The 26956-nt window shown below is 61.2% G+C and carries 26 protein-coding genes; 3 read left to right on the top strand and 23 right to left on the bottom strand.

Translation table 11 applies throughout. The features are described from left to right. Nucleotides 1-13 precede the first annotated feature (13 nt). The gene (locus tag AC56QQ_RS19080; RefSeq protein ID WP_497123022.1) at nucleotides 14-1540 is read right to left on the bottom strand and encodes an NAD(P)H-hydrate dehydratase; all 1527 of its coding nucleotides are present in this window, start codon (nucleotides 1538-1540) and stop codon (nucleotides 14-16) included. Nucleotides 1541-1894: 354 nt separating this feature from the next. Here AC56QQ_RS19080 and AC56QQ_RS19085 point away from each other — a divergent pair, with 354 nt between their 5' ends. Continuing rightward, nucleotides 1895-2233: a P-II family nitrogen regulator gene (locus AC56QQ_RS19085; RefSeq protein WP_006205430.1), complete on the top strand. Its 339-nt coding sequence runs from the start codon at nucleotides 1895-1897 to the stop codon at nucleotides 2231-2233. Nucleotides 2234-2296: 63 nt separating this feature from the next. After that, a complete protein-coding gene (glnA, locus tag AC56QQ_RS19090) occupies nucleotides 2297-3706 on the top strand; it encodes a type I glutamate--ammonia ligase (RefSeq protein ID WP_269905938.1) in 1410 nt (469 codons plus the stop codon). Between the two features lie 853 nt (nucleotides 3707-4559). On the opposite strand, the gene AC56QQ_RS19095 is transcribed toward glnA, so the two are convergent. Continuing rightward, complete coding sequence (locus AC56QQ_RS19095) at nucleotides 4560-5600, bottom strand: glutamine synthetase beta-grasp domain-containing protein (RefSeq protein WP_497123023.1); 1041 nt, start codon at nucleotides 5598-5600, stop codon at nucleotides 4560-4562. A 317-nt stretch (nucleotides 5601-5917) separates the two neighbouring features. Here AC56QQ_RS19095 and AC56QQ_RS19100 point away from each other — a divergent pair, with 317 nt between their 5' ends. Continuing rightward, a complete protein-coding gene (locus tag AC56QQ_RS19100) occupies nucleotides 5918-6115 on the top strand; it encodes a DUF2735 domain-containing protein (protein WP_497123024.1) in 198 nt (65 codons plus the stop codon). An 87-nt stretch (nucleotides 6116-6202) separates the two neighbouring features. On the opposite strand, the gene AC56QQ_RS19105 is transcribed toward AC56QQ_RS19100, so the two are convergent. The 21 genes from AC56QQ_RS19105 to rpmD form a co-directional block, all read right to left on the bottom strand. After that, a complete protein-coding gene (locus AC56QQ_RS19105) occupies nucleotides 6203-8089 on the bottom strand; it encodes an MFS transporter (RefSeq protein WP_489861241.1) in 1887 nt (628 codons plus the stop codon). A 192-nt stretch (nucleotides 8090-8281) separates the two neighbouring features. Beyond that, entirely contained in the window at nucleotides 8282-9073 is a 792-nt protein-coding gene (locus tag AC56QQ_RS19110) for an ATP12 family chaperone protein (RefSeq protein ID WP_497123025.1), read from the bottom strand. A gap of 12 nt (nucleotides 9074-9085) precedes the next feature. Then, on the bottom strand, nucleotides 9086-9958 hold the full coding sequence (locus AC56QQ_RS19115) for a DMT family transporter (protein ID WP_497129054.1): 873 nt from the start codon (nucleotides 9956-9958) through the stop codon (nucleotides 9086-9088). Nucleotides 9959-10005: 47 nt separating this feature from the next. Beyond that, on the bottom strand, nucleotides 10006-10986 hold the full coding sequence (locus AC56QQ_RS19120; RefSeq protein ID WP_489861239.1) for an RluA family pseudouridine synthase: 981 nt from the start codon (nucleotides 10984-10986) through the stop codon (nucleotides 10006-10008). Between the two features lie 60 nt (nucleotides 10987-11046). Then, nucleotides 11047-11421: a fluoride efflux transporter CrcB gene (gene crcB, locus AC56QQ_RS19125; protein ID WP_497123026.1), complete on the bottom strand. Its 375-nt coding sequence runs from the start codon at nucleotides 11419-11421 to the stop codon at nucleotides 11047-11049. A 31-nt stretch (nucleotides 11422-11452) separates the two neighbouring features. Next, a complete protein-coding gene (locus AC56QQ_RS19130; protein ID WP_091584811.1) occupies nucleotides 11453-11824 on the bottom strand; it encodes a DUF779 domain-containing protein in 372 nt (123 codons plus the stop codon). A gap of 123 nt (nucleotides 11825-11947) precedes the next feature. Further along, nucleotides 11948-13465 carry an aldehyde dehydrogenase gene (gene adh, locus AC56QQ_RS19135; RefSeq protein WP_497123027.1) on the bottom strand — a complete coding sequence of 506 codons (1518 nt, stop codon included), beginning with the start codon at nucleotides 13463-13465 and terminating at the stop codon, nucleotides 11948-11950. A 141-nt stretch (nucleotides 13466-13606) separates the two neighbouring features. After that, nucleotides 13607-14578, bottom strand: coding sequence for a helix-turn-helix domain-containing protein (locus AC56QQ_RS19140; protein ID WP_497123028.1), 972 nt, complete (start codon nucleotides 14576-14578; stop codon nucleotides 13607-13609). Between the two features lie 176 nt (nucleotides 14579-14754). Then, the gene (locus AC56QQ_RS19145) at nucleotides 14755-16413 is read right to left on the bottom strand and encodes a hypothetical protein (protein WP_497123029.1); all 1659 of its coding nucleotides are present in this window, start codon (nucleotides 16411-16413) and stop codon (nucleotides 14755-14757) included. A 337-nt stretch (nucleotides 16414-16750) separates the two neighbouring features. Further along, nucleotides 16751-17581: an aspartyl/asparaginyl beta-hydroxylase domain-containing protein gene (locus AC56QQ_RS19150; RefSeq protein WP_489861234.1), complete on the bottom strand. Its 831-nt coding sequence runs from the start codon at nucleotides 17579-17581 to the stop codon at nucleotides 16751-16753. 155 nt (nucleotides 17582-17736) lie between these two features. Beyond that, a complete protein-coding gene (locus AC56QQ_RS19155; RefSeq protein WP_497123030.1) occupies nucleotides 17737-18420 on the bottom strand; it encodes a DUF930 domain-containing protein in 684 nt (227 codons plus the stop codon). Nucleotides 18421-18425: 5 nt separating this feature from the next. Continuing rightward, nucleotides 18426-19733: a replication-associated recombination protein A gene (locus AC56QQ_RS19160; RefSeq protein WP_497123031.1), complete on the bottom strand. Its 1308-nt coding sequence runs from the start codon at nucleotides 19731-19733 to the stop codon at nucleotides 18426-18428. Nucleotides 19734-19784: 51 nt separating this feature from the next. Next, nucleotides 19785-21275, bottom strand: a complete 1491-nt coding sequence (locus AC56QQ_RS19165; RefSeq protein ID WP_091584622.1) for a DegQ family serine endoprotease — start codon at nucleotides 21273-21275, stop codon at nucleotides 19785-19787. A 198-nt stretch (nucleotides 21276-21473) separates the two neighbouring features. Continuing rightward, nucleotides 21474-21905 (bottom strand): 50S ribosomal protein L17, encoded by a 432-nt coding sequence (gene rplQ / locus AC56QQ_RS19170; RefSeq protein WP_023799277.1) that lies wholly within the window; start codon nucleotides 21903-21905, stop codon nucleotides 21474-21476. 39 nt (nucleotides 21906-21944) lie between these two features. Beyond that, nucleotides 21945-22955, bottom strand: coding sequence for a DNA-directed RNA polymerase subunit alpha (locus AC56QQ_RS19175; RefSeq protein WP_013531438.1), 1011 nt, complete (start codon nucleotides 22953-22955; stop codon nucleotides 21945-21947). A gap of 101 nt (nucleotides 22956-23056) precedes the next feature. Continuing rightward, a complete protein-coding gene (gene rpsK / locus AC56QQ_RS19180) occupies nucleotides 23057-23446 on the bottom strand; it encodes a 30S ribosomal protein S11 (protein WP_006205444.1) in 390 nt (129 codons plus the stop codon). 128 nt (nucleotides 23447-23574) lie between these two features. Next, nucleotides 23575-23943: a 30S ribosomal protein S13 gene (gene rpsM, locus AC56QQ_RS19185; protein WP_006205445.1), complete on the bottom strand. Its 369-nt coding sequence runs from the start codon at nucleotides 23941-23943 to the stop codon at nucleotides 23575-23577. A gap of 191 nt (nucleotides 23944-24134) precedes the next feature. Beyond that, complete coding sequence (locus AC56QQ_RS19190) at nucleotides 24135-24731, bottom strand: adenylate kinase (protein WP_497123032.1); 597 nt, start codon at nucleotides 24729-24731, stop codon at nucleotides 24135-24137. After that, nucleotides 24728-26068, bottom strand: coding sequence for a preprotein translocase subunit SecY (secY, locus tag AC56QQ_RS19195; RefSeq protein ID WP_091584616.1), 1341 nt, complete (start codon nucleotides 26066-26068; stop codon nucleotides 24728-24730). Before secY ends, AC56QQ_RS19190 begins: the two co-directional genes overlap by 4 nt. Nucleotides 26069-26260: 192 nt before the next feature. Then, nucleotides 26261-26734 (bottom strand): 50S ribosomal protein L15, encoded by a 474-nt coding sequence (gene rplO, locus AC56QQ_RS19200; protein WP_497123033.1) that lies wholly within the window; start codon nucleotides 26732-26734, stop codon nucleotides 26261-26263. A 22-nt stretch (nucleotides 26735-26756) separates the two neighbouring features. Then, on the bottom strand, nucleotides 26757-26954 hold the full coding sequence (rpmD, locus tag AC56QQ_RS19205; protein WP_006205449.1) for a 50S ribosomal protein L30: 198 nt from the start codon (nucleotides 26952-26954) through the stop codon (nucleotides 26757-26759). Nucleotides 26955-26956 lie beyond the last annotated feature (2 nt).

Raw genomic sequence — 26956 nt, forward strand, 5'->3', positions numbered from 1 at the left:
CAAGCGCCGTTGATCAGCGCCTGCCTCGGGCAGCGACCAGTTCGCGCAACACCGGCACCAGCGCCAGCGGCAGATCCTCGGCGATCAGACCTGGTCCAAACCGGGCCCCGGCTTCGGCATGGATCCAGACCGCGGCGCAGGCCGCTTCGAAGGCTGGCATGCCTTGCGCCAACAGGCCAGCGGTGATGCCGCACAGCACGTCACCCGATCCGGCGGTGGCAAGCCAGGGCGCTCCATTGGAATTGATCGCCGCCCGGCCATCGGCGGCAGCGATCACCGTGTCGGCGCCCTTGTAGACGATGACGGCATTGGCACGCTTGGCCGCCGCGCGCGCCTTGTCCAGCTTGGACGAGGCATCGTTGCCAGCGATGTCGGGAAACAGCCCGGCGAACTCCCCTTCATGCGGCGTCATCACCAAGGCCGGCGCGTTCGGTTGGCGAGCGGCTTCGAACAAAGCGTCCGGTGCTTCGCGAAACGAGGTGATCGCGTCGGCGTCGAGGACCAGCCCGTCGATCCTGGTGGAGGCGTCCCTCGGTTGACCGGCCAGCAACGTGAGTGCGAAGGTCCGCGTTCTCTCACCGACACCAAAGCCGGGCCCGAGAACAAAGGCCGACGGCCGGCGTTCGCCGACAAACGCCTCGATGTCCGCGATGTCGTCGGTCTTGCGCAGCATGATCGAGGTCAGATGCGCGGCATTCGCTTCAATGGCGCTGTCAGGCGAAAGCACGGTCACCGCCCCTGCCCCGCTTCGGGCCGCGGCCAATGCCGACAACCGCGCCGCGCCCGTCGCGCTAGGGCCGCCGGAAAAGACGCCGGCGTGGCCACGCTTGTATTTGTGCGCGTCGACGGCTGGCAGCGGAAAATGGTCCAGCCAAAGCGCCGGCGTGTTCTCGAACGTCCGGGGCTGGAGCCGCGCGATGATGCCGTCGCCGATGCCAATATCGGCGAGCACGATCTCGCCGCATCGTTCGCGGCCCGGCAAGAGCAGATGGCCGGGCTTCTTTCGCGCGAAGGTCACGGTGGTGTCGGCGAAAAATGCCTTGCCGAGCACTTTGCCGCTGTCACCGGAGACACCGGAAGGAAGGTCGACCGCGACGACCGGCAAATGCAGATCGGTAGCGATGTCGACCGCCCCGGCGGCATCGCCGGACAAGGGCTTGGACAGGCCTGCCCCATAAAGCGCGTCGACCACGATCGAGCCGGCCTCGGGATCAAATCCAGACAGCGGCCAAGACTTGATCGGACATTCGGCGGCAGCGAGCGCCGCATCGCTTTGCGGCCGCGGCGCTCCGGATGCCCAGATGGTTATGCCGAGGCCACTTCTGGCCAGGAGGCGGGCGACGACGTAGCCATCGCCGCCATTGTTGCCGGGGCCGCAAAGCACATGGACGTGCGTCGCCGCCGGATAGCGCTTGAGGACCTCGGCCGCGACCGCTTCGCCGGCCCGGCGCATCAATCCGATACCGTCGGTCGGGCCGTCGGAAATCGTCAACCGGTCGGCCTCGCCCATCTCGGCGGAAGAAAGAAGTTCGTTGCTCATGGATTGCCGATCCGCATTCGATCAAGCATTGTCCGGTTTTCGATCCGAAGCAAAGAGGAGTTGTCGCGATCTGCGGCCATATCGTCGGGACGGGACGTGGCAGGCGCAAAACTGCCCACCAAATGGGCGATATGCCTAACTATTATGCGGACGCAAGCGCTGGCGCTGTGTAGGCTCCAGCAGCCCACGCCGTATCCGATGCAGCGAATGACGCGAATTTGCATCCGCGCGCGGCTCGGCTTTGAAATCGTATGAGACCCCTTCGAATCCATCCAATTGGCACAGTTCGTGCTTGATGGAGGCGCAAGCGGGGGCTCACAACCCGTCTTTTTGGCAGTGGAGGCCACTTTTTACATGAAAAAGATCGAAGCGATCATCAAGCCATTCAAGCTGGATGAAGTGAAGGAAGCCCTTCAGGAGGCCGGACTGCAAGGCATCACCGTTACCGAGGCCAAGGGTTTTGGCCGCCAGAAGGGCCACACCGAACTCTATCGCGGCGCCGAGTACGTCGTCGATTTCCTGCCCAAGGTTAAGATCGAGGTGGTACTTGGCGACGACGCCGTCGAAGGCGCGATCGAAGCCATCCGCAAGGCGGCCCAGACCGGCCGTATCGGCGACGGCAAGATCTTTGTCTCCAACATCGAGGAAGTCGTGCGAATCCGCACCGGCGAAACAGGCATGGACGCGGTCTGAGCCGACCTCGCCATCCTTCGAAACGTCATCATCAAAAAACGTCATCACACAGGGATAAATGACATGACGACAGCCAAAGACATCATGAAGCAGATCAAGGACAACGACGTGAAATTCGTCGACCTGCGCTTCACCGATCCGAAGGGCAAGCTGCAACACGTGACGATGGATGTCATCGAGGTCGAAGAAGACATGTTCGCCGACGGCGTGATGTTCGACGGCTCTTCGATTGCCGGCTGGAAGGCCATCAACGAGTCCGACATGGTGCTGATGCCCGACCCGGAAACGGTCCACATGGACCCGTTCTTCGCGCAGTCGACCATGGTCATCCTGTGCGACATCCTCGACCCTGTTTCGGGCGAATCCTACAACCGCGATCCGCGCGGCACGGCCAAGAAGGCCGAGGCCTACATGAAGTCGGAAGGCATCGGCGACCAGATCTTCGTCGGCCCGGAAGCCGAATTCTTCGTGTTCGACGATGTGAAATACAAGGCCGATCCCTACAATACGGGCTTCAAGCTCGACTCGACCGAATTGCCGTCGAACGACGACACCGACTATGAAACCGGCAATCTCGGCCATCGTCCGCGCGTCAAGGGCGGTTATTTCCCGGTGCCGCCGATCGATTCCGCGCAGGACATGCGTTCCGAGATGCTGACCGTGCTCGCCGAAATGGGCGTGCGCGTCGAAAAGCACCACCACGAAGTGGCCGCCGCCCAGCACGAACTCGGCATCAAGTTCGACACGCTGGTCCGCAACGCCGACAAGATGCTGATCTACAAATATGTCGTGCACCAGGTCGCCAACGCCTATGGCAAGACGGCCACCTTCATGCCGAAGCCGATCTTCGGCGATAACGGTTCTGGCATGCACGTCCACCAATCGATCTGGAAGAATGGCAAGCCGACCTTCGCCGGCAATGAATATGCCGGCCTTTCGGAAAGCTGCCTGTTCTACATCGGCGGCATCATCAAGCACGCCAAGGCGATCAACGCCTTCACCAACCCGCTGACCAACTCCTACAAGCGCCTGGTGCCGGGCTACGAAGCGCCAGTGCTGCTGGCCTATTCGGCGCGCAACCGCTCGGCCTCCTGCCGCATCCCGTTCGGCTCGTCGCCGAAAGCCAAGCGCGTCGAGGTCCGCTTCCCCGATCCGGGCGCGAACCCCTACCTCGCTTTCGCCGCCATGCTGATGGCCGGCCTCGACGGCATCAAGAACAAGATCCATCCGGGTCAGCCGATGGACAAGGATCTCTACGACCTGCCGCCGAAGGAACTGAAGAAGATCCCGACCGTCTGCGGTTCGCTGCGTGAAGCGCTGCAGAGTCTCGACAAGGATCGCGGCTTCCTGAAAGCCGGCGGCGTCTTCGACGACGACCAGATCGACAGCTACATCGAGCTGAAGATGGCCGAAGTGATGCGCTTCGAAATGACGCCGCATCCGGTCGAGTACGACATGTACTACTCGGTCTAAGATTCAATTTAATACTCAAGCCCTTGAAGGAGTTTCCTCCTTCAAGGGCTTTTTGCTGACATTCGGCAGGCACGCGTTTCGATGATCGCACGCATGCTTGGGCTGATGAGCCTGTGCTCCATTGGAGGCAATGCACGTCAGTCCAAGGACAGGTGCATGGCCCAGCAATGTTCGATCGATGATTTGGGATGGTGTCGATTACGGAAATGAAGCCTGGAGCGAGCGGCGCACTGCCTCAGGCTACAGTGACCGCTCGTCCGGCGCCCCCGCCAATGCCGCCGTTCAAGCCCCCCGCCCGTCCGAACAGCATCGCGTGACGTAACCCCAAGGCCTGTGAATACGCATGCTGCACTGCGATCTGTCAACGCCGCCAATCAGGCTGGTGATAGCCGATTTAACAGCCCGAACAGGCGCTTATGGACGGGTCACAGCCACTCAAAAGTGCCTGAAAAGGCGGTTTTCCGGGCTTTCTGACAAGCTGCCGCTGGAAACGGGCATGACAGCAGCCGGGGCTTTGGCGGGATTTGCGACCGCCTGAATTGTCTGACTTTTTCTGGGTCCTTTTGCCCAGATCCGATCTGTCGCGCACCGGCAGCAAAGAACCCCGGCACAAACCATGCAAGAGCAGACCATCGGAGGACGGCGGGCGGGACGACCGCCAATCCCGACGCGCTCGACGGCCGCTTCCCGAAGGGCCTGGTGGGCGGGCGGAGCTAAGGCCACATGGACTTCATTCCCCAGGGGCGTATGGACACTTCTTCGCCGCGGAGGTGCAGGCGACCGAGACGCAGCTGGAACAAAAAAAGCCCCGGCGAGAGACCGCCGGGGCTTTCTGTTTCTACCAACGCGACGCTTAGGCGGCGGCCGAGACCTCGGCGCTCGCCGCCACCGAAGCAATCGTCTTCAGGATCTGCGAGGCGATCTGGTAGGGGTCGCCCTGCGAGTTCGGACGGCGGTCCTCCAGATACCCCTTGTAGTCGTTTTTGATGAAGGAATGCGGCACGCGGATCGAAGCACCGCGATCGGCGATGCCATAGCTGAACCTGTTCCACGGCGCGGTCTCATGCTTGCCGGTCAAACGCTTGTCGTTGTCCGGTCCGTAGACGGCGATGTGATCCATCAGGTTCTTGTCGAAGGCCGCCATCAGCGCTTCGAAATACGCCTTGCCACCCACTTCGCGCATATAGGCGGTCGAGAAGTTGGCGTGCATGCCCGATCCGTTCCAGTCGGTGTCGCCGAGCGGCTTGCAGTGGTATTCGATATCGATTCCGTATTTCTCGGTCAGGCGCTGCAACAGGTAGCGGGCCATCCACATCTGGTCGGCGGCCTTCTTGGAACCCTTGCCGAAAATCTGGAATTCCCACTGGCCCTTTGCCACTTCGGCGTTGATGCCTTCGTGGTTGATGCCTGCGGCAAGGCAGAGATCGAGATGCTCCTCGACGATCTGACGGGCAACAGAACCGACATTCGAATAGCCGACGCCGGTGTAGTAGGGGCCCTGCGGTGCGGGATAGCCGCTTTCGGGGAAGCCGAGCGGGCGGCCGTCCTTGTAGAAGAAGTATTCCTGCTCGAAGCCGAACCAGGCGCCCTCGTCATCGAGGATGGTGGCGCGCTTGTTGGAGGCATGCGGCGTGACGCCATCGGGCATCATCACTTCGCACATGACGAGCACGCCGTTTGTGCGCGCCGGATCCGGATAGACAGCGACCGGCTTCAACACGCAGTCGGAGCTGTGCCCCTCTGCCTGTTGCGTCGAAGAACCGTCAAAGCCCCACAACGGAAGCTGCTCGAGCGTCGGGAATTCAGCGAACTCCTTGATCTGCGTCTTTCCGCGAAGGTTGGGGACCGGGGTGTATCCATCGAGCCAAATGTACTCGAGCTTGTATTTCGTCATTTTAGCCTCTCGTTGCTTGATCACCAAACCCTGGGTGGCGCCGATTTGTGGGAACCACCCAGCAGCCGACCTGCCGGATCACTAAAATGCAATTCGTGTGCCACTCTCGCCCCGAAAGGTGCGGCAAAATTGACGTCGTGTTCGGTTGAAGTTGGCAAGCCGCCTAAGCAATGCGTCCGGATCAACCACAGTCGCAATTCGCCCAAATATTAGGCAAATACTGATCTTTTCGTAGGCATATTGCCTAATTTGGTCGCAGACCTTATCTTCAGAACAAGTTGAATCGACAAGGTTCGGCAGAAGAAAGGAGCCCGACAATGGAAATCATTTCCACGCGTCCGTCGGCTAAAATTCTGATGTTCCCGGTGGCAGCGCGCGCCTCTGCCTCAAATTTGAGCGGAAAGGCTAAGTTTGCAGCAGAGCTTGCCTCGTTGCGCGGTGTTCAGACGGATTTCGGCGACGGCTGGTATCACGAGGCAGCCATCGAGGATACGAAGCAGGACCGGCAGAGCTAGTCCCTGCCCTCCTCGGGTCTCCACCAGCATTGAAAAACCCGGCGCGATCGCTCGCGCCGGGTTTTCTTTAGCCTACCGAGCCGTCAGCTATTGCTTGGTATGCAGGTCGGTTCCGAGCGTATCCCTGACGAAGATGACGCCGATGATCAGCGACATCGCCGCGACCGCGATCGGATACCACAGACCAAAGTAGATATCGCCCCTGGCGGCACTCAAGGCGAAGACCGTCGCCGGAAGCAGACCACCGAACCATCCATTGCCGATGTGGTAGGGCAGCGACATGCCAGTGTAGCGAATGCGGGTCGGGAACATCTCGACCAGGATCGCCGCGATCGGCCCGTAAACCATGGTCACGTAGAGGATCAGGATGAACAGGATCGCGACGATCTTTGTCCAGTTGACCTGCGCCGGATCGGCAAACATCGAGAAGGCCCCCGACGCGGGTATGTTGTAGACGGTCACGTCCTTGGCGCCGGCGGCTTCCTCGGACGTCAGCACCTTGTCCTTGACTGCCTGCTCGAGCGGAACCGTTGCCTTCTCACCGGCGCGGATGGCCGCTGCATCTAGTTTCAGTTCGGGATTGGCCGCGACGAAGGCGTCGAGCTTCTGGTCGGCCACCTTGGATGCTGCACGCTTCAGCGGATAGCCACCATCCTTGAGTGCCATGCTGACTGCCTTGGTGAAGGCAGCATCCTTGGCCTTGGCCTGATCGCCGGCGGCGATGGCGTCGTAGGATTCGACAGTCTCATTGCCGAGCTTCACCGTTGCCGGGGTCCCAGGCGCCGCCGTGGTGACGATGTCATACGGCACAGAACTCTTGGCAAGGAACGACGTGGCAATGTCGCACGACGTGGTGAACTTCGCCGTGCCGACCGGGTTGAACTGGAATTTGCAGTCGCCGGGCGCCACGGTAACCGTCGCACGCGTATTCTGCTGCGCGGCGGCCAATGCCGGATTGGCGGCCCAGGTCAATGCCTTGAACAGCGGGAAGTAGGTGAAGATCGCCAGAGCCAGCCCCGCCATGATGATCGGCTTGCGGCCGATCTTGTCGGAGAGCCAGCCGAATACGACGAAGAAGATGGAGCCGATCCCCAAGGCGATGGCAATCAGGATGTTGACCGTCTGCAGGTCGACCTTGAGCACGTTCTGCAGGAAGAACAACGCATAGAACTGGCCGGAATACCAGACCACGGCCTGGCCGGCGGTCAGGCCGAAGAGGGCCAGGATGGCGATCTTGGCATTCTTCCACTGTCCGAAGGCCTCCGAAAGCGGGGCCTTGGAGCCTTTGCCCTCGTCCTTCATGCGCTGGAAGGTCGGCGATTCACTCAGCGTCAGGCGAATCCAGACAGAAATACCGAGCAGGATGACCGAGACGAGGAACGGAATGCGCCAGCCCCAGGCGGCGAAGTCTTCCTTGCTCAACATCGCCTGAACGCCGAGGATGATGATCAGCGACAGGAACAGGCCGAGTGTTGCCGTTGTCTGAATCCACGAGGTGTAGAAACCACGGCGGTCGTCTGGGGCGTGTTCGGCGACATAGGTTGCCGCACCGCCATATTCACCGCCAAGCGCCAGACCCTGGAGCATGCGTAGCCCGACCAGGATGACCGGAGCAGCAATGCCCCAGGTCGCTGAACCAGGAAGCAGGCCGACCAGGAACGTCGAACTGCCCATGATCAGGATGGTGACAAGAAACGTATATTTGCGGCCGACGAGATCGCCGATGCGACCGAACACCAGCGCGCCGAACGGACGCACCAGGAAGCCCGCGGCGAAGGCCAGCAGGGCGAAGATGTTGCGCGTTGCTTCCGGATACTGGCTGAAGAAGGTTGCGCCGATGAAGGCGGCAAGCGAGCCGTAAAGATAGAAATCATACCATTCGAAAACGGTGCCGAGCGAGGAAGCGAAGATGACCTTCTTTTCTTCCCGCGTCATGCCGCGGCTTGCTCCGCCGGCGGTCGATGCCATTGCCATTGCTATGTCCTCCCGTGAGACCCTTGTCCTCGATACTGCCCGTCATCATCCGCGTTCTCCTCCGAACACGGACTCAAGCACAGCAATCACGGAAAAATGACAGAAAGCGCCCCCCAACGGCAGAGCGCCTTTGGGATTATGACTTTGGTCTAATGTGCAGTGCGGGAAGAGTTTGAACGAGCGGTGAGACCGTCAGCCCTTGAGCGCTTCGAGCAGACCGGCGGCGGCCATCATGTCGCGCTTGCGGGCGGAGCGGCGCGCGACGGCCTCCGCGTCCTGGCCCCACTGCTCGATCTGCCAGTCCTCGTCGACATGGCCGGCGGACCAGGCCGCCTCCGTGTCGAGTTCACCGAAATCGACAGCCAGCGCCAGCAGCGCCGAGCCGGTCAGCGACGTCATGACATGAATGGCGGCCAGCCGCAGCGGATCGGCACGCTGGCTGAGATGGACACCAAGCACCGCAATGGTCTCGCGCGGCTGCTCGACATGGATGATGCCTTGGGCGAGGTTGAAACGAGCCCCGAGTGTCGCCCTCGCCCAGTCGATCACCGGATCCCAGTGCTGGTTCTGCCGCTCGACCAGCCCTTGCGGCGCATCGGCGCGGTAGCAGAGCAAGTCGGCGGAAGCGAAGCGCAGAATGTCTTCCAGCACCGCCTGCGGGTCGCTGGCGACGCCGTCGATGGCGGTGTTTACGAGGCGCATCACTGGCATCGTTACCGGATTGATGGTCTCGCCCTGGGCGGCGAACTCGGCAGCGACGAGCGCTGCCGCTCTCTCTGTCGGCAGCGCCAGCAGCGCCTTGCCCGGCGTGCGTACCGGCTTGCCGTCGAGATGCACGGCAAAGCCGTCTTCCGCCGGCACGACGGTGGCCGTCTTGTAAAAGCGCTTCGGCAGATGTGCTTTCATCTGGATCTGGGCGCGGCGCACCGGGTCCGGATCGGAAAGATATTTGCCCGCTTCGAGGTCGTCGAGGATATCACGCATAAGAAATCTCTCTCACATCGGCACCAGCTTGCGCGACGGCCGGTTGACGATGATCAGTCCGGCGGCAATGAGGCCAAGTGCCAGAAAAATGCGAATGGTCAGCGGCTCATTCAAGAAGATGCCGCCACACAGCACGCCGAAAACCGGTGACAGGAAGGTGAAACTGGACAGGCCCGAGGCCGGATAGCGGCGCAGCAGCCAGAACCACAGCACATAGGTGAAGGCGACGATGTAGACCGCCTGGAAAAGCAGGGCCAATGTCGGCAACACGGACGGGTCGCGAATGGGCGGACCGGCGAGAGGCAACACCAGCACGCCAACAATTGCCGCGCCGGCGAGTTGATAAAGCAGCAGCTTTTCGGCGCTCGCCTCAACCAGCTTCGACCGTTTGATGAGGATGTTGGTCAGGGCCCACAAAAATCCGGCGCCGAGGCTCAAGAGATCACCGAACAATATGTCGCCGCTACCGCCAAGCTTGTCGGAGAAGACCGCGGCAAGGCCGGCAAAGGCCAGCAACAGACCGAGGAACTTGTGCAAGGTGATCTGCTCGCCGAGCAGGAAGTGCCCGCCGATCAGCATCCAGAAAGGCATCGTGTTGACCAGTAGCGTGTTGCGGGCGACGGTGGTGTGCTCCAGGCCAACATAAAGGCAGAGGAACTCGATGCCGAAAAGCGCGCCTACCGCGATGCCGGCAAGCAGCGTTCCATCGCGGGTGAACAGCGCTATGCCGCGCCAACGGCACCAGAGGAAAACGCAAAGGCCGCCGATGATCGACCGGGCAATCGACAGGAAAACAGGATCGTAGCCGGCGTAGGAGATCTTGGCGGCGACGTAGTTCAGCCCCCAGGAAAAGGTCAGGCCGACCATGATGGCGGCGGCGGCCATATCGACCGTGTCGCGCCGGTCCAGCGCGTCGGTGGCCCCGCTCAAGATCAGTCCTCCGCGCTGGCGTCGTCGAAGCCGATCAGGTTCCAGCTCTGGCGCATATGCGGCGGCATCGGCGCGGTGACATCGATGACGCCCTTGTCCGGGTGCGGAATTATGATACGGCGCGCGTGGAGATGCAGGCGGTTCTGAATGCCGCCGGGGAAATCCCAGTTGGTGTCGGCCTCGAAATACTTCGGATCACCGATGATCGGACAACCAATGTAGGCGGCATGGACACGAAGCTGGTGGGTGCGGCCCGTATAGGGTTCCATTTCCAGCCACGTCATCGTCTGCGCCGCCTGCTCGATGATGCGGTAATAGGAGACGGCATGGTCGGCGCCCTTTTCGCCATGCACGGCGACGCGAACCCGGTCACCGTCAGGCGTCGGCTCCTTGATCAGCCAGGTCGAGATCTTGTCCTCACGCTTGGGCGGCACGCCCTTCACCAGCGCCCAATACGTCTTCTTGGTCTCGCGGGCGCGAAACGCTTCGGACAGCTTCATGGCGGCAAGCCGGGTGCGCGCGACGACCAGCACGCCCGATGTGTCGCGGTCGAGCCGGTGAACGAGCCGCGGCTTCTCACCCTTCTGGTTGCGCCACGCCTCAAGCATGTCATCGACATTGCGGGTGACGCCCGAGCCGCCCTGCACGGCAAGGCCCGCCGGTTTGTTGAAGACAAAAACCTTCGGATCCTCGTGGATGAGCATTTTCGCCAGAACGTCGGCATCGCCCTGGTTGCGGATGGAATGACCGGTCAGCGCGCTCTCGCCCTTCTTGTCGACCTCGAGCGGTGGAACGCGCACCATCTGGCCGGGCTCGACACGGGTGTCGGCCTTCACACGGCCGCCATCGACGCGGATCTGGCCGGAGCGCAGCAGCTTCTGCAGATGGCCGAAGCCAAGGCCCGGGAAATGGGTCTTGAACCAGCGATCGAGCCGCATGCCCGCCTCGCCGGCCTCCACCGTGATCTGTTCAACACCTGCCATGGTTCTCGCTTTATCCGTTTTCCAAGCAGGACGGAGCCTGCTCTCGGCGCGGCAATAGCATTAAGGCAGGCTTCTTGCGAGCCAAAGACCAAAAAACAGGGCGAAGATCGCGCCAGTGACGCTGGCCAGCGCATAACCGAATGCCGGCAACGTCGCTCCCCGCTCCCATAATGTCGCGAAATCGAGCGAAAACGCGGAAAAGGTGGTGAAGCCGCCAAAGATGCCAGTGGCGACGAACAGCCGAAGCTCGTTCGACCCGCCGCGACGTGACAGGGCTGCGATGAACAGGCCCATGGCGAAAGAGCCGACGATGTTGATGGCCATCGTGCCCCATGGAAAATTCGGACCGATGAGCCGCAACGCGCCCATATTGGCTAGGTGGCGGATGCCGGCGCCAATGCCGCCGCCCAGAACAACGAGAAGGAGATTGAGCATGGCGGTTTTCTGCCCTCGCGGGGCGGCCCGGTCAATCCCCCGTGCGTGTGGGCGCTGGCACCGCACAAACAGTTGAACGCGTCAGGAACCGCCTCTCGCGTCCATTGTCGAGCGAGAACATGCCGCCCCTGCCCGCTACCACATCGATGATGAGATCTGTGTGCTTCCACACCTCATGTTGCGAAGCGCTGATGTAGACTGGAGTCTCGCCGATTTCGCCGAGCATGACATCCTTGTCGCCGACGATGAAATCGCTTCGGGGATAGCACATCGGTGAGGATCCATCGCAGCAACCGCCCGACTGGTGGAACAGCACCGGGCCGTGATCGGCGATGATTTCGGCCAGAAATGACCGGGCCGCCGGCGTGGCCGATACTTTTCCCAGGGAAACCTTGTCGAGCATGCCGTCCTCCATCACGAAGCGTGCTCCTCCACAAGGGACCGCGGCGCGGCGATGAAAGCCGCGCCTCTTGTGGAGGTCGCGCATGATCCTTGCGACAGGATCATGCGCTGGCTCGGGAGGTGATCAGAAGAAACCGAGCTTCTTCGGGCTGTAGCTGACCAGCATGTTCTTGGTCTGCTGATAATGGTCGAGCATCATCTTGTGGTTTTCCCGACCAATGCCCGATTGCTTGTAGCCGCCAAACGCCGCATGCGCAGGATAGGCATGATAGCAATTCGTCCAGACGCGGCCAGCCTGGATGGCGCGGCCGAAGCGGTAGCAGCGGTTCGCGTCACGGCTCCAGATGCCGGCGCCAAGGCCGTAGAGCGTGTCGTTGGCGATCGACAGTGCCTCATCGTCATCCTTGAAGGTCGTCACCGAGACCACCGGTCCGAAGATCTCCTCCTGGAAGACCCGCATCTTGTTGTGCCCCTTGAACACGGTCGGCTTGACGTAGTAGCCGCCTGCCAGATCGCCCGGGAGGTGGTTCCGCTCGCCACCGGTCAGCACTTCGGCACCTTCCTGACGGCCGATGTCGAAGTAGCTTAGGATCTTCTCCAGCTGTTCACTCGACGCCTGCGCACCGATCATCGTTGCCGGATCAAGCGGATCGCCCTGGACGATCGCCTCGACGCGCTTCAGCGCACGCTCCATGAACTTGTCGTAGATCTTCTCATGCACCAGCGCCCGGCTCGGGCAGGTGCAGACCTCACCCTGGTTGAGGGCGAACATGACGAAACCTTCGATCGCCTTGTCGAAGAAGTCGTCGTCCTCGGCGGTTACGTCCTGGAAGAAGATGTTGGGCGACTTGCCGCCGAGCTCCAACGTTACCGGGATGAGATTCTGGCTGGCATATTGCGAGATCAACCTGCCGGTCGTCGTCTCGCCGGTGAAGGCGATCTTGGCAATGCGGTTCGACGAGGCGAGCGGCTTGCCGGCCTCGAGGCCAAAGCCGTTGACGATGTTGAGCACGCCATCCGGCAACAGGTCGCCAACCAGATCCGCCCACAGCATGATGGTGGCGGGCGTCTGCTCGGCTGGCTTGAGGACGACGCAATTGCCGGCGGCAAGCGTCGGCGCCAGCTTCCACACCGCCATCAGCAAGGGGAAGTTCCAGGGAATGATCTGGCCGACAACGCCAAGCGGCTCATGAAAATGATAGGCGACGGTGTCGTTGTCGATCTCGGAGATGCCGCCCTCCTGGCTGCGTACCGCGCTGGCGAAATAGCGGAAATGATCGATGGCCAGTGGCAGATCGGCGGCGGTCGTCTCGCGTATCGGCTTGCCGTTGTCCCAGGTCTCGGCGAGCGCCAGAAGATCGAGATTGTCCTCCATGCGGTCGGCGATGCGGTTGAGGATCAGCGCACGGGCGGCGGCACTTGTCTTGCCCCAGGCATCCTTGGCCTTGTGCGCGGCATCGAGTGCCGCCTCGATGTCCCCGGCGTCGGACCAGGCAACCTCGCCCAGCGGCCGGCCGTTCACCGGCGAGATGTTTTCAAAGTATTTTCCGGAAAGCGGAGCGACCCATTTGCCGCCGATAAAGTTGTCGTAGCGCTTGGCGAAGGGAACCTTGGCCGTGCGGGAAAATTCTACCTTGTTCATCGTCTTCCTCCCAAGAAGCAACGCCACGGGATGCGGCGTGTCGGAGGGAAGAGTTGCCGATGAGGTCGGACTTGTCAGCCCAGGTCCAGCACTGGCCGACGCCAACTGTCGCAGAACTGCGACAGTCGCGGGCCTCAAAGGTCAATGTGGACGGCGGATGCCGAAGCGGGCAAGCTTGCGGTGCAAGGTAGCCCGCGAAATTCCAAGATTGCTGGCGGCGGCCGAAACATTGCCTTCGGCGCGCGCGATGGCGCGCTGAACCACGCCGCGCTCCGCTTCATCCAGGTCTTCGGCAGTGTTGGCCGAGCCGCCAAGGATGTCGGCTGCCGGCAGCCCCTTGGCGAGCGCCTGCTGTGTGATACCGAGGGCCAGCCGCGCGGAGCGCGTAGCGCCGACCACGAGATCATCGCCATTGACCGCGATCAGCGCGCCGGCGCCTCGCTCCGCCGCCGAGGCAAGCAGAATGCGGGCATTGGGAAAAGACAGGCGAAAATTCTCGGCCTCGATACGGCGCGCGGCATCGCCGACCGCGATGGCGATCAGGCCGACAAAGCCTTCGGTCAGGTCCGACCTGCACGACGAGACATCGAGCGCGGCCGCCAGATTGCCTTCGTGGTCATAGATCGGCGCGGTGGTGCAGCTGAGCAGCGTGTTGCGTGAAAAGAAATGCTGGTCCCGGTGAATGGTCAGCGCACGCTGATCGGCAAGGCATGTGCCGATGCCGTTGGTACCCTCGGAGTCCTCACTCCAGACGGTGCCCGTCCATAGCCCCCACTCGTCGAACGTGTCGTCGTCCGCGACTGCGCCACGGCGTTCGACCGGGATGCCATTGCGATCGGCAAGCAGCACACAGCAACCGACACCGCCGACAGCCAGATACAACCGGTCGAGGCTCGCATCGGCGGCACGACGCAATGGCTCCATACGCTGCCTTGCTTCGTTCAGCTCGCCCTCGGTCAAGCGTCGTGGCGCCTTGCGCTCGGCCGGATCGAGACCATGCAATGCAAGCGAACGCCGCCAGGAAGCGACCAGCGCCGAGCGGGCCGCATCGCGGCTGGCGATGGATGCCTGTATGAAATCCGCATGATGGCCGGTCGGCTGCTGTCCGCTCACCTATCCTCCCAAGGCGAATGTCGCTTCCAACTCACAGTAGCGTTATATCTGTTGAGATACATCCGCTGCGTCGAGTTGTAGAGGAACAAGGCCCGATCGCGCTATAAGACGTTGGTTCAAGACCATTCGCTGAGAGTAGCCGATCGAGCCTTGCCCAAGCGCAACCAACATGATCGTCACCACCCAGACGTCGTCCAGCCCGGGTATTTTTTTCTGAACTCGCCGTAAAGGGCATCGATTTCGGTTTTGCTGACCGGGCGCACTTGCTCATAGAGGTAACCGTTGACGCCGCCGGACAACTGGTATGCCTCGACTCGCTTATATGCGGCACCGATGCCTTTCCCTTCGACGATGTGTTGGGCCGGTAGCGTGGTACAGATCTGCGCACCCGACTGCAAATGAGTCACGGGAGGATCGGTTACAACAATGTATTTGGATTTCAAAGTTTCCGGCCTGAATTTATCACGACTGTCTACCTGGCAAGACCAGACTATGTAGGGATAAACGTCCTTTTTCATTTCAAACAACAGCGAGTCGCTCATGATCGAACCTGAGGCGAACACTGAAAAATGGTCACCAGGTGCCATTTTTCTAACAAGGTCATCAACAAGGCGCCGGTATTCAGAAAGATTGTCAAGGTGCAGAGGAAGCGTGGCTTCCCTGGCAAAAACGTAGCCGATCGGCGACAGCAGTTGACGACCGATCGGAAAGAAAGTGCCAAAAAAAGCAAAAGCAGCGGCAATGGCTATGACGACGGTCGACCATCGTGATTTCAGCGCCGGCATCGAAACGATCGCAACAATTGCTTGGGCGTATGCAGGAAAGAGCCAAAGAAACATTGGCATTGAATGGTGACGGTCCGGATCCTGCGTCCGGGTAAAGAGGAAAAACGTGAGTGCCGAGGCAACGGCACAGAACAAAGAAAAACCGTTGCGACGTGTCACAGAAATATAAAGGCCAAATACGATCAATAGCCAATTTACATAGCTGAGCCTGGATCCTACCTGGTCAAGCTGGGAGACGAAATTCGTCCTGTATCCGGCGTAAATGTCCCCATAGCTGGTTCCTAGAATCTTGGCGATCAACGGTAACTGAAAACTCCATGCGGACCCGATAATAACGAAAATTGCACACACACCGCCCAATAACGCTTTTCGCAGATCCGGGTAGTTCCGATATTTTGCAACATTCAACAAACAGAACAAGGCTGCGGAAATTCCGACACCTATGACACTGTAGGCGTACCAGCGGCGCAGCATGAATGCCAACCACAGGCACGCGCCAACGCATATTCCGCTGATCACTGGTTCACGGGTCAGAAGCTTTGACTTCCAAAGAAAACAAGTTGCCGCGACAAGCGCCAAACAACCGGCAACATCTGGCAACCCACGAAGCGTCGCCGCCCAGAACGGGGTGTAGAGACAGGCCGCGATCCACACGGCGGGCCAGCTTCGGGGTGGAGATGTCTCGTAGACCGCCTCCAGATAGCTCATTCTTCCCATGAAAAGAGCTGTCGGGACCAGGTAAACCGCGACTATCCCGGCGACATATGAAAGCCTGGAGCCGCCAAAAAATATGTGAAACGGCATCAGAGGCGCCAAAATCGCCGCACTGTAATCTTCCGTCGCGATAGAGGTCTTCAACTGGCTCAGCCACTGAACAGGCGCCTCAGCCAAGAGCGCGCCCTGCTCGTTGAACCTATCGAAATAGCCAGCGAAATCCCAGTAATAGACGGAATCTTCAATTTTTATATAGATTGCCGCTAAAGCAACACCAAGCAACGCGCTGCATATGTAAGTTCTCGCCCAGAATCCGAGGGTCTTGTTCGTTGTCACTTGAGGCCGCCAAGAGTGGGAAGAAACAGAACTGTCGAGGTCAAACCGGAACTAACGCTGATACAGCCGAGAGCCGTTCAGGCGAACAGGAATCCCCACGGGATTCATACGATAAATTGTTGAGGGCTTGAATGGGATCAAAACTTGAACGCAGGGGCGTCGCAAGCGTCGAGCGCGCCTTCAAAGGACAATCGCAGGGATAGAGTTTCCAAACGGGCTTTTGGCATATCGAGGCTTGTGGGCAGTGCATGAGCAGCCGGCAAAAGATGGCCAGACAGCACATGCAAGGCACGCCAAAACGCTGCCGACAGGGCCGGCAGCGTCGACGAATCTCAGGTCAGGGGGTTCCGACCTTTTTGGGCTTGGTCGAACCGATCATCTTCCAGTTCTTGTAGAACATCGAATTGATGCGCTCGACGCTCACCGAGACTAGGGCAAGAAGGCCCGCAATGAGCCCGGGGACCGGGGACGGGCGAATGATGTCCATGAACACGCAGTAGCGCCGCCCGTCATATTCGTTGACCGAGCGGTGCAGCAGCGTGTCGTCGAAGATGAACAGCGGATTGTCGTACCAGTAATTCTTGACGTTGCCGCATTCGACGAAGATTTCCGATTTCACCGGAATCAGGTTGTAGAGAATACGCAGGCTGAGCCGCAGCGGGCCGAAGTGCCAGGACGTCGATTCACGCTTGCTGAAGACGGAAACGGCGATGGTCTTTATGTATTTGAAATCCTTGTTGAACTCGGCGACGTTGTCGATCTTGTGCTTGCCGTACCACTGGTAGACATACATGCCGCGCCGGCCGGCGCCAAAATTGGCGTCGATGTCGGCGATGATCTCGTCCTTGCGCGCCTTGAAGACGTCCAGAACCTCGTTGACCTCGCGCTGATAATCCTCCGGGAACTGCTCCAGCTTCCACACGCCGGGGTTCCTGTAGCACAGGAGATCGACCAGCAGGTTGAACGGCGAAAGCAGCCAGGTGAACAGGCCGTTGCCAAGGAAATAGCCGCTGAACAGCGACATATCCTTGCGGTCGTTGCGCAGGACATCGATGAGGCCGAGGACGATGAAGATCGTCGTCAGGATCGGAATGAAATAGAAGCCGAGGGCAAGAAGCGGAATAGCAATGGCGAATTTGCGAAGGGTTTTGCGAAGGGTTTTTGTCATTTTTGCACGCGCGGAGCGCGATCCTGTTGCGAAAGAGTAGCGCCAAATCGTGGCAGCGACCACCGCCCCGGCCGCGCGCCTTGATAAGGTTTTTTGGGTCGCCACACAACGCCCCTTGGCGTTGCGGGTGGTCAGCCGGGTAGAGCCGATATCGGTCAATGCACCGCCGGCAAGCCGAGTTCGTCCCATTTTTCCCTGGCCACGGGATCGCCAACCAGAAACTCAAAGCCGACGACGCTTTCGCCATCATGCGCCAGTTGGCATTTGAACTTCAGGCCGTACCAGTTCCTGCGGCTGCGAAAGGCAGCGCCGTTGGCGGCGATCGTCGTGCCGGTGATCTTCTCCTCCGCCGTTGCATAGGGCACGACCTGCTCTGGCTGAAAATCCGCACGCCATCGGCGAATCTGATCCATCGCCTCGAGATTGCACAATTGCACCATGCGCTCGTCGGAAGCGAAGGTCGCGAGATCGGCGAGCGCCTGGCGGCTGCGTGGATCGGCGAGCGTCTTGGCCGACAGCATTTCGGTCGGCCGGATCATGGCCGGTGCGCTGGGCGGTTGAGATTGAGGAGCACTCGGCGATGGTGTTCGTGCCGGTGCCGGCGCTTGTGCCTCGAGCGCCGAAGGCGGTGCTGGCGCCGGCGGCGGCCTTGTCGCGGCCTCGAATTGCTGCGGCGTCAGAATGTCGACCGACACCCGCTCCTCATCCAGCCGTTTCGGCCTCTTTGGCAGCGGCATAAGTGCCAGCGTCGCGGCCAATAGCGTGTGGAGAACAACCGAGGTTGAAATGCCCCATGGCGAAGCCTCGTTTTGAAGCGTGACGACGACCGGGCCACGCAAGCCTGCTATTCCCGCTCTTTGCGCAGCTTTGCCCAGTAGTCGAGCCGCTTCCTGATGTCGCGCTCGAAACCGCGTTCAGGCGGATCATAGAAGGTCTGGCGGCCCATCTTTTCGGGGAAATAATCCTGGCCCGAAAAGGCATCCGGCTGGTCATGGTCGTAGCGATAGCCGGCGCCGTAGTCCTCCTCTTTCATCAGCTTGGTCGGCGCGTTGAGGATGTGCTTGGGCGGCAGCAGCGAGCCGTATTCCTTGGCGGCACGCGTGGCCGCCTTGAAGGCGGTGTAGACGGCGTTGGATTTGGGCGCGGTGGCGAGATAGACGGTGGCCTCGGCGAAGGCGAGTTCGCCCTCGGGCGAGCCGAGATAGTCGTAGGCGTCCTTGGCGGCGTTGGCGACGACCAGCGCCTGCGGATCGGCAAGGCCGATATCCTCCATCGCCATGCGCACCAGCCGGCGGCCGAGATAGAGCGGATCCTCGCCGGCATCGAACATACGCGCAAGATAGTAGAGCGCGGCGTCTGGATCGGAGCCACGCACCGATTTGTGCAGCGCCGAGATCAGATTGTAGTGACCGTCCTGGCCCTTGTCGTAGATCGGCGCGCGGCGCTGGACGATGCGCTGCAGCCCCTCGGCATTGAATATCTCGCCTGGCTTGGCGGCGCGCCAGACCTCTTCGGCTAGTGTCAGCGACGCGCGGCCGTCGCCATCGCTCATGCGGATGAGCATCGCCTTCGCCTCGTCATCGAGCGGCAGCGCCCTGCCCTCGATTTCCTCCGCCCGCGCCATAAGCTTGGCAATGCTCTCCTCGCCGAGCGAGTGAAAGACCAGCACACGCGCGCGTGACAAAAGAGCCGCGTTCAGTTCGAAGGACGGATTTTCGGTGGTGGCACCGACGAGCACGACGGTGCCGTCTTCCATGACCGGCAGGAAGCCATCCTGCTGCGCACGGTTGAAGCGGTGAATCTCGTCGACGAACAACAAGGTCTGGCGGCCGTTGGCGCGGCGCAGCTTGGCTGCTTCGAACACCTTCTTCAGGTCGGCGACGCCGGAGAACACCGCCGATATCTGCTCGAAGGCGAGGCTTGTTTCGCCGGCAAGCAACCGTGCCACCGTGGTCTTGCCGGTGCCGGGCGGTCCCCAGAAGATCATCGAGCCGAGCGAACCGGAGCCGATCAGACGGGTCAGCGCACCGTCAGGGCCGGTCAGATGTTCCTGGCCGACGACCTCACCGAGGTTTCTTGGCCGCAGCCTGTCGGCCAGCGGCCGCCCGGGCGGTGCCTTTTCCGGTTCGTCGACGCTGAACAGATCGGCCATGCACTTCTTTTTGGTTGGAGCAGCATGAGCCCGATTGCACGGGCCCGTGCTCTAATAACGCAACACCTGACGCAGTATCTGCCCGCCGCGCTCGACGGTAAAGCGCCACCAGCGCGTATCCTGCTGGGCGACCTGCGCCAACGTTGCCGCTGTATCGATGGTCGTGCCGTTCACCTCACGCACGATGTCGCCGGGCTGGAAGCCGAAATCGGCGGCCGGGGAATCGCGGTTGATGTCGATCACCGTCACGCCTTTGAGGTCGGTGCGCAGGCCGAGCTTCTGGGCGAGCCGCGGTGACAGTTCCGCGACCTTGGCGCCGGAGAATGGGCTGCGGCCATGCAGCGTCACTTCCGAGGCTTTTGCACCTTCCGGCGCGCGCTCGAGCGCGATGTCCATCGCTGCTTGTTGTCCCTTGGTCAGGATCGCGAAGTTGGCCTTGGTACCGATCGACAGCGTCGCCATGCGATAGTCCAGCGCCTCGATGCTCTCGACAGGCTTGCCGTTGATCTGCAGCACGACATCGCCCGGCTTCAGCCCGGCCTTGCCCGCCGGGCCCGCCGCGTCGACCGAAGACACCAGCGCGCCGGTCGGCTTCTCCATGGCAAGCGATTCGGCGATCTGCGGCGTCACCGCTTCGAACTCGGCGCCGATATAGGGCCGCTCGAAGAAATCGAGGCCGGCCTTGGCGGCATCGGCAAAAGCCCGCACCATATTGGCGGGGATGGCAAAGCCGATGCCGATCGAGCCACCGCTGCGGCTGTAGATGGCGGTGTTGATGCCGACCAGCTGGCCGCCCATGTTGATCAGCGCACCACCGGAATTGCCGGGATTGATGGCGGCATCGGTCTGGATGAAATAGCCCGAATCCGAAACGCCGATATGGCTGCGGGCAAGCGCCGAAACGATGCCGCTCGTCGTGGTCTGTCCGACGCCGAAGGGATTGCCGATGGCCAGCACCAGGTCGCCGACCTCGAGCGCATCGGAATCGCCGATGGCGATGACGGGAAACGGCTTGTCGGACTCGATCTTGAGCACGGCAAGATCGAGCGTCTCATCTTTCAGCATCACCTTGCTGGTGAATTCGCGCCCATCGGCGGTCGCCACCTTGACCTCGTCGGCGTCCTTGATGACGTGAAAATTGGTGACGATGACGCCGCTTGGATCGACAAGCACGCCCGAGCCAAGCGAAGACTGCGCCCGCGGCTGCGCGCGGCCGAAAAACTCCTCGAAGAACGGGTCGCCTTCAAAAGGCGACGTGACCTTGGCCGTCTGCGAGGCATAGACATTGACCACGGCGGGCGCCGTCTGCTTGACCAGCGGCGCGAACGACAGTTGCACCTCCTCGCGGCCGAAGGGCACGCGCTTGTCAGGCCCCGATGTGGTGTTCTCGCCTTCCACGCCGTGCAGCAGGTCGGTCAGGACGTCGGAGAGACCCGGGTCAGCCTTGGGGGCATCCTCGGCAAGAGCCTGCCTGACTGCCGGCGCGGCTGCGAACGCCAGCATGGCGCAGAGCAGAACAAGGGACAGTCTTTTGGCGCGCATTCGCGAATCCTCCAAGGCGAGTTCGGGCGCATTGTCCCGACGATTGTGCAAAATGAAAGGCTAAGCCCCTGAAATCCGAATATTTCAGCCAAAAGGCCCTCGGTTCCTGGCAAGAAATCCGGTTCGCCGCAAATTGCCGCTTCAAGAAAACAAAAGGGGCCCGCAGGCCCCTTTGAACTCTCTAGCAAAAGCCGAGCCTTATGCGGCCGCGGCTTCCTCGTCGGTGCCTTCCGCCTCGATGCGGGCGCGGTCGCCGGCGCCCTTGGCCGAGGTGTCGCGGTCGACGAATTCGATGACCGCCATCGCGGCGTTGTCGCCGTGGCGGAAGCCCGCCTTCATGATGCGCAAATAGCCGCCGTTGCGGGTGGCGTAGCGCGGGGCGATGGTGTCGAACAGGCGCTTGACGACGCCTTCGTTGCCGATCTGCGCGATCACCTGGCGGCGGGCGTGCAGGTCGCCGCGCTTGCCCAGCGTCACCAGCTTCTCGACGATCGGACGCAGGTCCTTCGCCTTCGGCAGGGTGGTGAGGATCTGCTCGTGCTCGATGAGCGACACCGCCAGGTTGGCGAACATCGACTTGCGGTGGCTTATGCTGCGGGCGAACCGGCGGCCCTTAAATCCGTGGCGCATGGCTCTTCTCCTTCATTGCGGGTTCGAGAGGCCTCAGCCTCAATACTGATCTTCGTAACGCTTGGCGAGGTCTTCGATGTTTTCCGGCGGCCAGTCCGGCACTTCCATGCCGAGGTGCAGGCCCATCGCCGCCAGCACTTCCTTGATCTCGTTCAGCGACTTGCGGCCGAAGTTCGGGGTGCGCAGCATCTCGGCTTCGGTCTTCTGGATCAGGTCGCCGATATAGACGATGTTGTCGTTCTTCAGGCAGTTGGCCGAACGCACCGAAAGCTCGAGCTCGTCGACCTTCTTGAGCAGCGCCGGGTTGAAGGCGAGCTCGGTGACGGCTTCGGCGGCGACTTCCTTCTGCGGCTCGTCGAAGTTGACGAACAGACCAAGCTGGTCCTGCAGGATGCGAGCGGCGAAAGCCACCGCGTCCTCGCCGGTGATCGAACCATCGGTCTCGATCGTCATGGTCAGCTTGTCATAGTCGAGAACCTGGCCCTCGCGGGTGTTCTCGACCTTGTAGGAGACCTTCTTGACCGGCGAATAGAGGCTGTCGACCGGGATGAGGCCGATCGGCGCGTCCTCGGCGCGGTTGCGGTCTGCCGGCACGTAGCCCTTGCCGGTGTCGACGGTGAATTCCATGCGGATTTCAGCGCCTTCGTCCAGCGTGCAGATGACGTGGTCGGGGTTGAGGATCTCGACGTCGCCAACCGTCTGGATGTCGCCGGCGAGAACCGCACCCGGTCCCTGCTTGCGAACGACCATGCGCTTGGGGCCATCGCCTTCCATGCGGATGGCGATTTCCTTGATGTTCAAGACGATGTCGGTCACGTCCTCGCGCACACCGGCGATGGACGAGAATTCATGCAGAACACCGTCGATCTGCACGGCGGTAACAGCCGCACCGCGCAGCGAAGACAGAAGCACGCGACGCAGCGCGTTGCCCAGCGTGAGGCCAAAGCCGCGCTCGAGCGGCTCGGCGACCAGAGTGGTCAGTGTCTTCTTCTTCGACGAGAACTCGATCTTGTTCGGCTTGATCAGTTCCTGCCAATTTTTCTGGATCATGATGCTTTCCTTCCGTTGACCCGCCACCATCCAATCGTGGCGGGCGACCTGGAATACCGCGGAGGAACGCTCTTGGCGTTCGCGCGGCGTTCGGTAATTTCTTAGACGCGGCGCTTCTTGCGCGGTCGGCAACCATTGTGCGGGATCGGCGTCACATCACGGATCGAGGTGATGGTGAAGCCGGCCGCCTGCAGGGCGCGCAGCGCCGATTCACGACCGGAGCCGGGTCCGCAGACCTCGACTTCGAGCATGCGCATGCCGTGTTCCTGGGCCTTCTTGGCAACGTCCTCGGCAGCCATCTGGGCGGCAAACGGGGTCGACTTGCGCGAACCCTTGAAGCCCTGGGCACCGGCCGACGACCAGGCAATCGAATTGCCCTGCGCGTCGGTGATGGTGATCATCGTGTTGTTGAAGGTCGAATTGACGTGGGCAACGCCCGACGAGATATTCTTGCGTTCGCGACGGCGAACACGAGCGGCTTCCTTGGCCATGATAGTCCTTTCAGTTGATCTCTACACCGCCGTAATGCCAGCGGCTCCACCCTTCCCGTTTTTCAGTTGCCGGGAAAACGCAACCGGCAGCCGAAGCTGCCGGGCGAGACGGACAAGCCGTCCGAAACTTACTTCTTCTTGCCGGCGATCGACTTGGCCGGGCCCTTGCGGGTGCGCGCATTGGTATGCGTGCGCTGGCCGCGAACCGGCAGCGAACGGCGGTGACGCAGGCCGCGGTAGCAGCCGAGGTCCATGAGCCGCTTGATGTTCATCGACACTTCGCGGCGCAGGTCGCCCTCGACCTGATAGTCGCGGTCGATCGTTTCGCGGATCTGCAGCACTTCCGCGTCGGTCAGCTGATTGACGCGACGTTCGGCCGGGATGCCGACCTTGTCGACGATCTCCTGGGCGAACTTCTTGCCGATGCCATGAATGTACTGAAGCGCGATGACGACGCGCTTGTTGGTCGGAATGTTAACGCCGGCTATACGAGCCATGTTCTTCTCTTCTCCATGTGGGCCGGACGAACCGGCGCTATCTTAAGTTGCCCCGCGTCCGGTGGAGGCCGGCCCATGCGGGAGTTTCCAGTTCAAAGCGGCTGCCTTGCCCTTGCGGACAAGCAAAGCCCATGCCTGATAGGAAGACGGGCCGCCATACCGCAGCGAACCGCTCCCGTCAAGCGCAATCGTTAATTTCGCCGCGTTGCCGCCTTGAGCACTGCCTCGATCTGCTCCGTCACCTGATCGATGTCGGCCATGCCGTCGACGCTCCTGAGCTTGCCCTTGGCATAATAGTAGCCAATCAGCGGCGACGTCTTCTTGTAGTACTCTCTCAGGCGTTCCTCGAAGACGGCCGGATTATCGTCCTTGCGTACGGGCAGACCGGCGGCCTGTGCCTCATTGGCGCGCTTGACGATTCGACCAACCAGCGCCTTGTCGTCGACGACAAGTTCGACAACGGCATCCAGGCCCTGGGAACGATCCGAAAGCATTGCTTCCACCGCGTCCGCCTGAACCAGGGTTCGCGGGTATCCGTCGAGGATGAACCCCTTCGCGCAATCGGCCTGATCGATACGCTCGGCGACGATCGCATTAACGATGGCATCGGACACCAGTTCACCGGCATCCATCACCGCCTTGGCGCGCTTACCGACTTCGGTACCGGCCTGGACGGCAGCACGCAGCATGTCGCCCGTCGAAAGCTGGGGTATGCCGTGTTTTTCTACCAGTCTTTGTGCTTGTGTCCCCTTGCCCGCCCCTGGCGGCCCAAGCAAAATCAACCTCATCTGGCTTTCTTCCCCCCGCGCAGCTTCGACTTCTTGATCAGGCCTTCATACTGGTGCGCGATCAGGTGTCCCTGAATCTGCGCAACCGTATCGAGCGTGACACTGACCACGATCAGAAGCGATGTGCCACCAAGGTAGAATGGTACGCCAGTCGCCGAGATCAGGAACTCCGGCAGCAGGCACACCAGCACCAGATAGATGGCGCCGACGACGGTGATGCGGGTGAGAACGTAATCGATATAATCGGCGGTGCGCTCGCCCGGGCGATAGCCCGGGATGAAGCCCGAATGCTTCTTGAGCTGATCGGCGGTGTCCTTCGGGTTGAAGACAATCGCAGTATAGAAGAAGGCGAAGAACACGATCATCGCCGCATAGAATGCCATGTAGAGCGGCTGACCGTGGCCGAGCGAAGCCAGGATGGTGCTCGCCCAGGCCGGCATGTTGGTCGTCTGCGAGAAGCCGGCAACGGTGGCCGGCAGCAACAGCAGCGAGGAGGCGAAGATCGGCGGAATGACGCCTGATGTATTGAGCTTCAGCGGCAGATGCGAGGTGTCGCCCTGGAACATGCGGTTGCCGACCTGACGCTTCGGATACTGGATCAGCAGGCGGCGCTGGGCACGTTCGAAGAACACAATGAGGGCGATGACGACGATGGCCAGGACGATGATCGCCAGGATGAGGCCGGTCGACAAGGCGCCGGTGCGGCCAAGCTCCAGCGTGCCGGAAATGGCGCGCGGCAGGCCGGCGACGATGCCGGAGAAGATGATCAGCGAAATGCCGTTGCCGATGCCGCGCGCGGTGATCTGCTCGCCGAGCCACATCAGGAACATGGTGCCGCCGACCAGCGTGACGACGGTCGAGAGGCGGAAGAACATGCCGGGATCATTGACGATGCCGTTGCCGTTCTCCAGGCCCACCGAAATGCCATAGGCCTGAACCAGCGCCAAAAGCACGGTGCCGTAGCGCGTGTACTGATTGATGACCTTACGGCCCTGCTCGCCTTCCTTCTTCAGCGCTTCCAGCGACGGGATGACCGAGGTCATCAGCTGCATGATGATGGAGGCGGAAATGTACGGCATGATGCCCAGCGCGAAGATCGCCATGCGCTGCACGGCACCGCCGGCGAACATGTTGAACATGCCGAGCACACCCTTGCTCTGCGAGGAGAAGGCCTGCGCGAAGGCGTCGGGATTGATGCCGGGAAGCGGAATATAAGTGCCGAGTCGATAGACGAGCAACGCGCCGATGGTGAACCAGATGCGTTTCTTCAGGTCCTCCGCCTTGGCGAAGGCCGAGAAATTCAGATTCGAGGCTAGTTGTTCAGCAGCCGAAGCCATGCCTGATTCTCCGCTTGGTAACGCTTGATGGCCCGAAGGTCAGGCGGTGCGTTTCACCGAAGCTCACGAGATAAGCTCCGGGCTCTAAACATGCAAGCGGCCGCGTTGACGCGGCCGCCTAATTGAGCAGATCAAAGCGCAATCGTGAGCAAAAACGGATCCCACTCTTGCCGATCGCGCTTCAAATTGCCGTTACTCGGCAGCTGCCTTTTCCGGCAGCTTGACCGAACCACCGGCCTTTTCGATCTTCTCGATCGCGGCCTTGGAGGCGCCGGCAACGTCAAAGGCGAGCTTCGCCTTGATCTCGCCATCGGAGAGGATGCGCACGCCGTCCTTGACGCGGCGAATGACGCCGGCGGCAACGAGAGATTCAGCCGTCACGGTTGTCTTCGCGTCGAGCTTCTTGGCGTCGATGGCGACCTGGATACGGGCCAGCGACACAACGGTGAAGCTCTTGGCGAAGATGTTGTTGAAGCCACGCTTCGGCAGACGCCGATAGAGCGGCATCTGGCCACCCTCGAAGCCGTTGATGGCGACGCCGGAGCGCGCCTTCTGGCCCTTGACGCCGCGACCACCGGTCTTGCCGGAGCCGGAGCCGATGCCGCGGCCGAGACGCTTCTTGGAATGCGTCGCGCCGTCCTTGTCACGCAGATCGTTGAGTTTCATCTGGGTTCTCCTGCGCTTTGGCTCAGCCCTCGTCCACGACGCGGACGAGATGCTGGACGGCGGCGATCATGCCGCGCACGGAGGGCGTATCTTCCAGCGTGCGCTGCTTGTGCATCTTGTTGAGGCCGAGCCCGACCAGCGTCGCGCGCTGCTCCTTCGGACGGCGGATCGGCGAACCGATCTGCTCAACGGTGATGGTCTTGGTTGCTTTCTTGGCCATGG

It is taken from the genome of Mesorhizobium sp. RCAM 05099 (assembly GCF_059683685.1).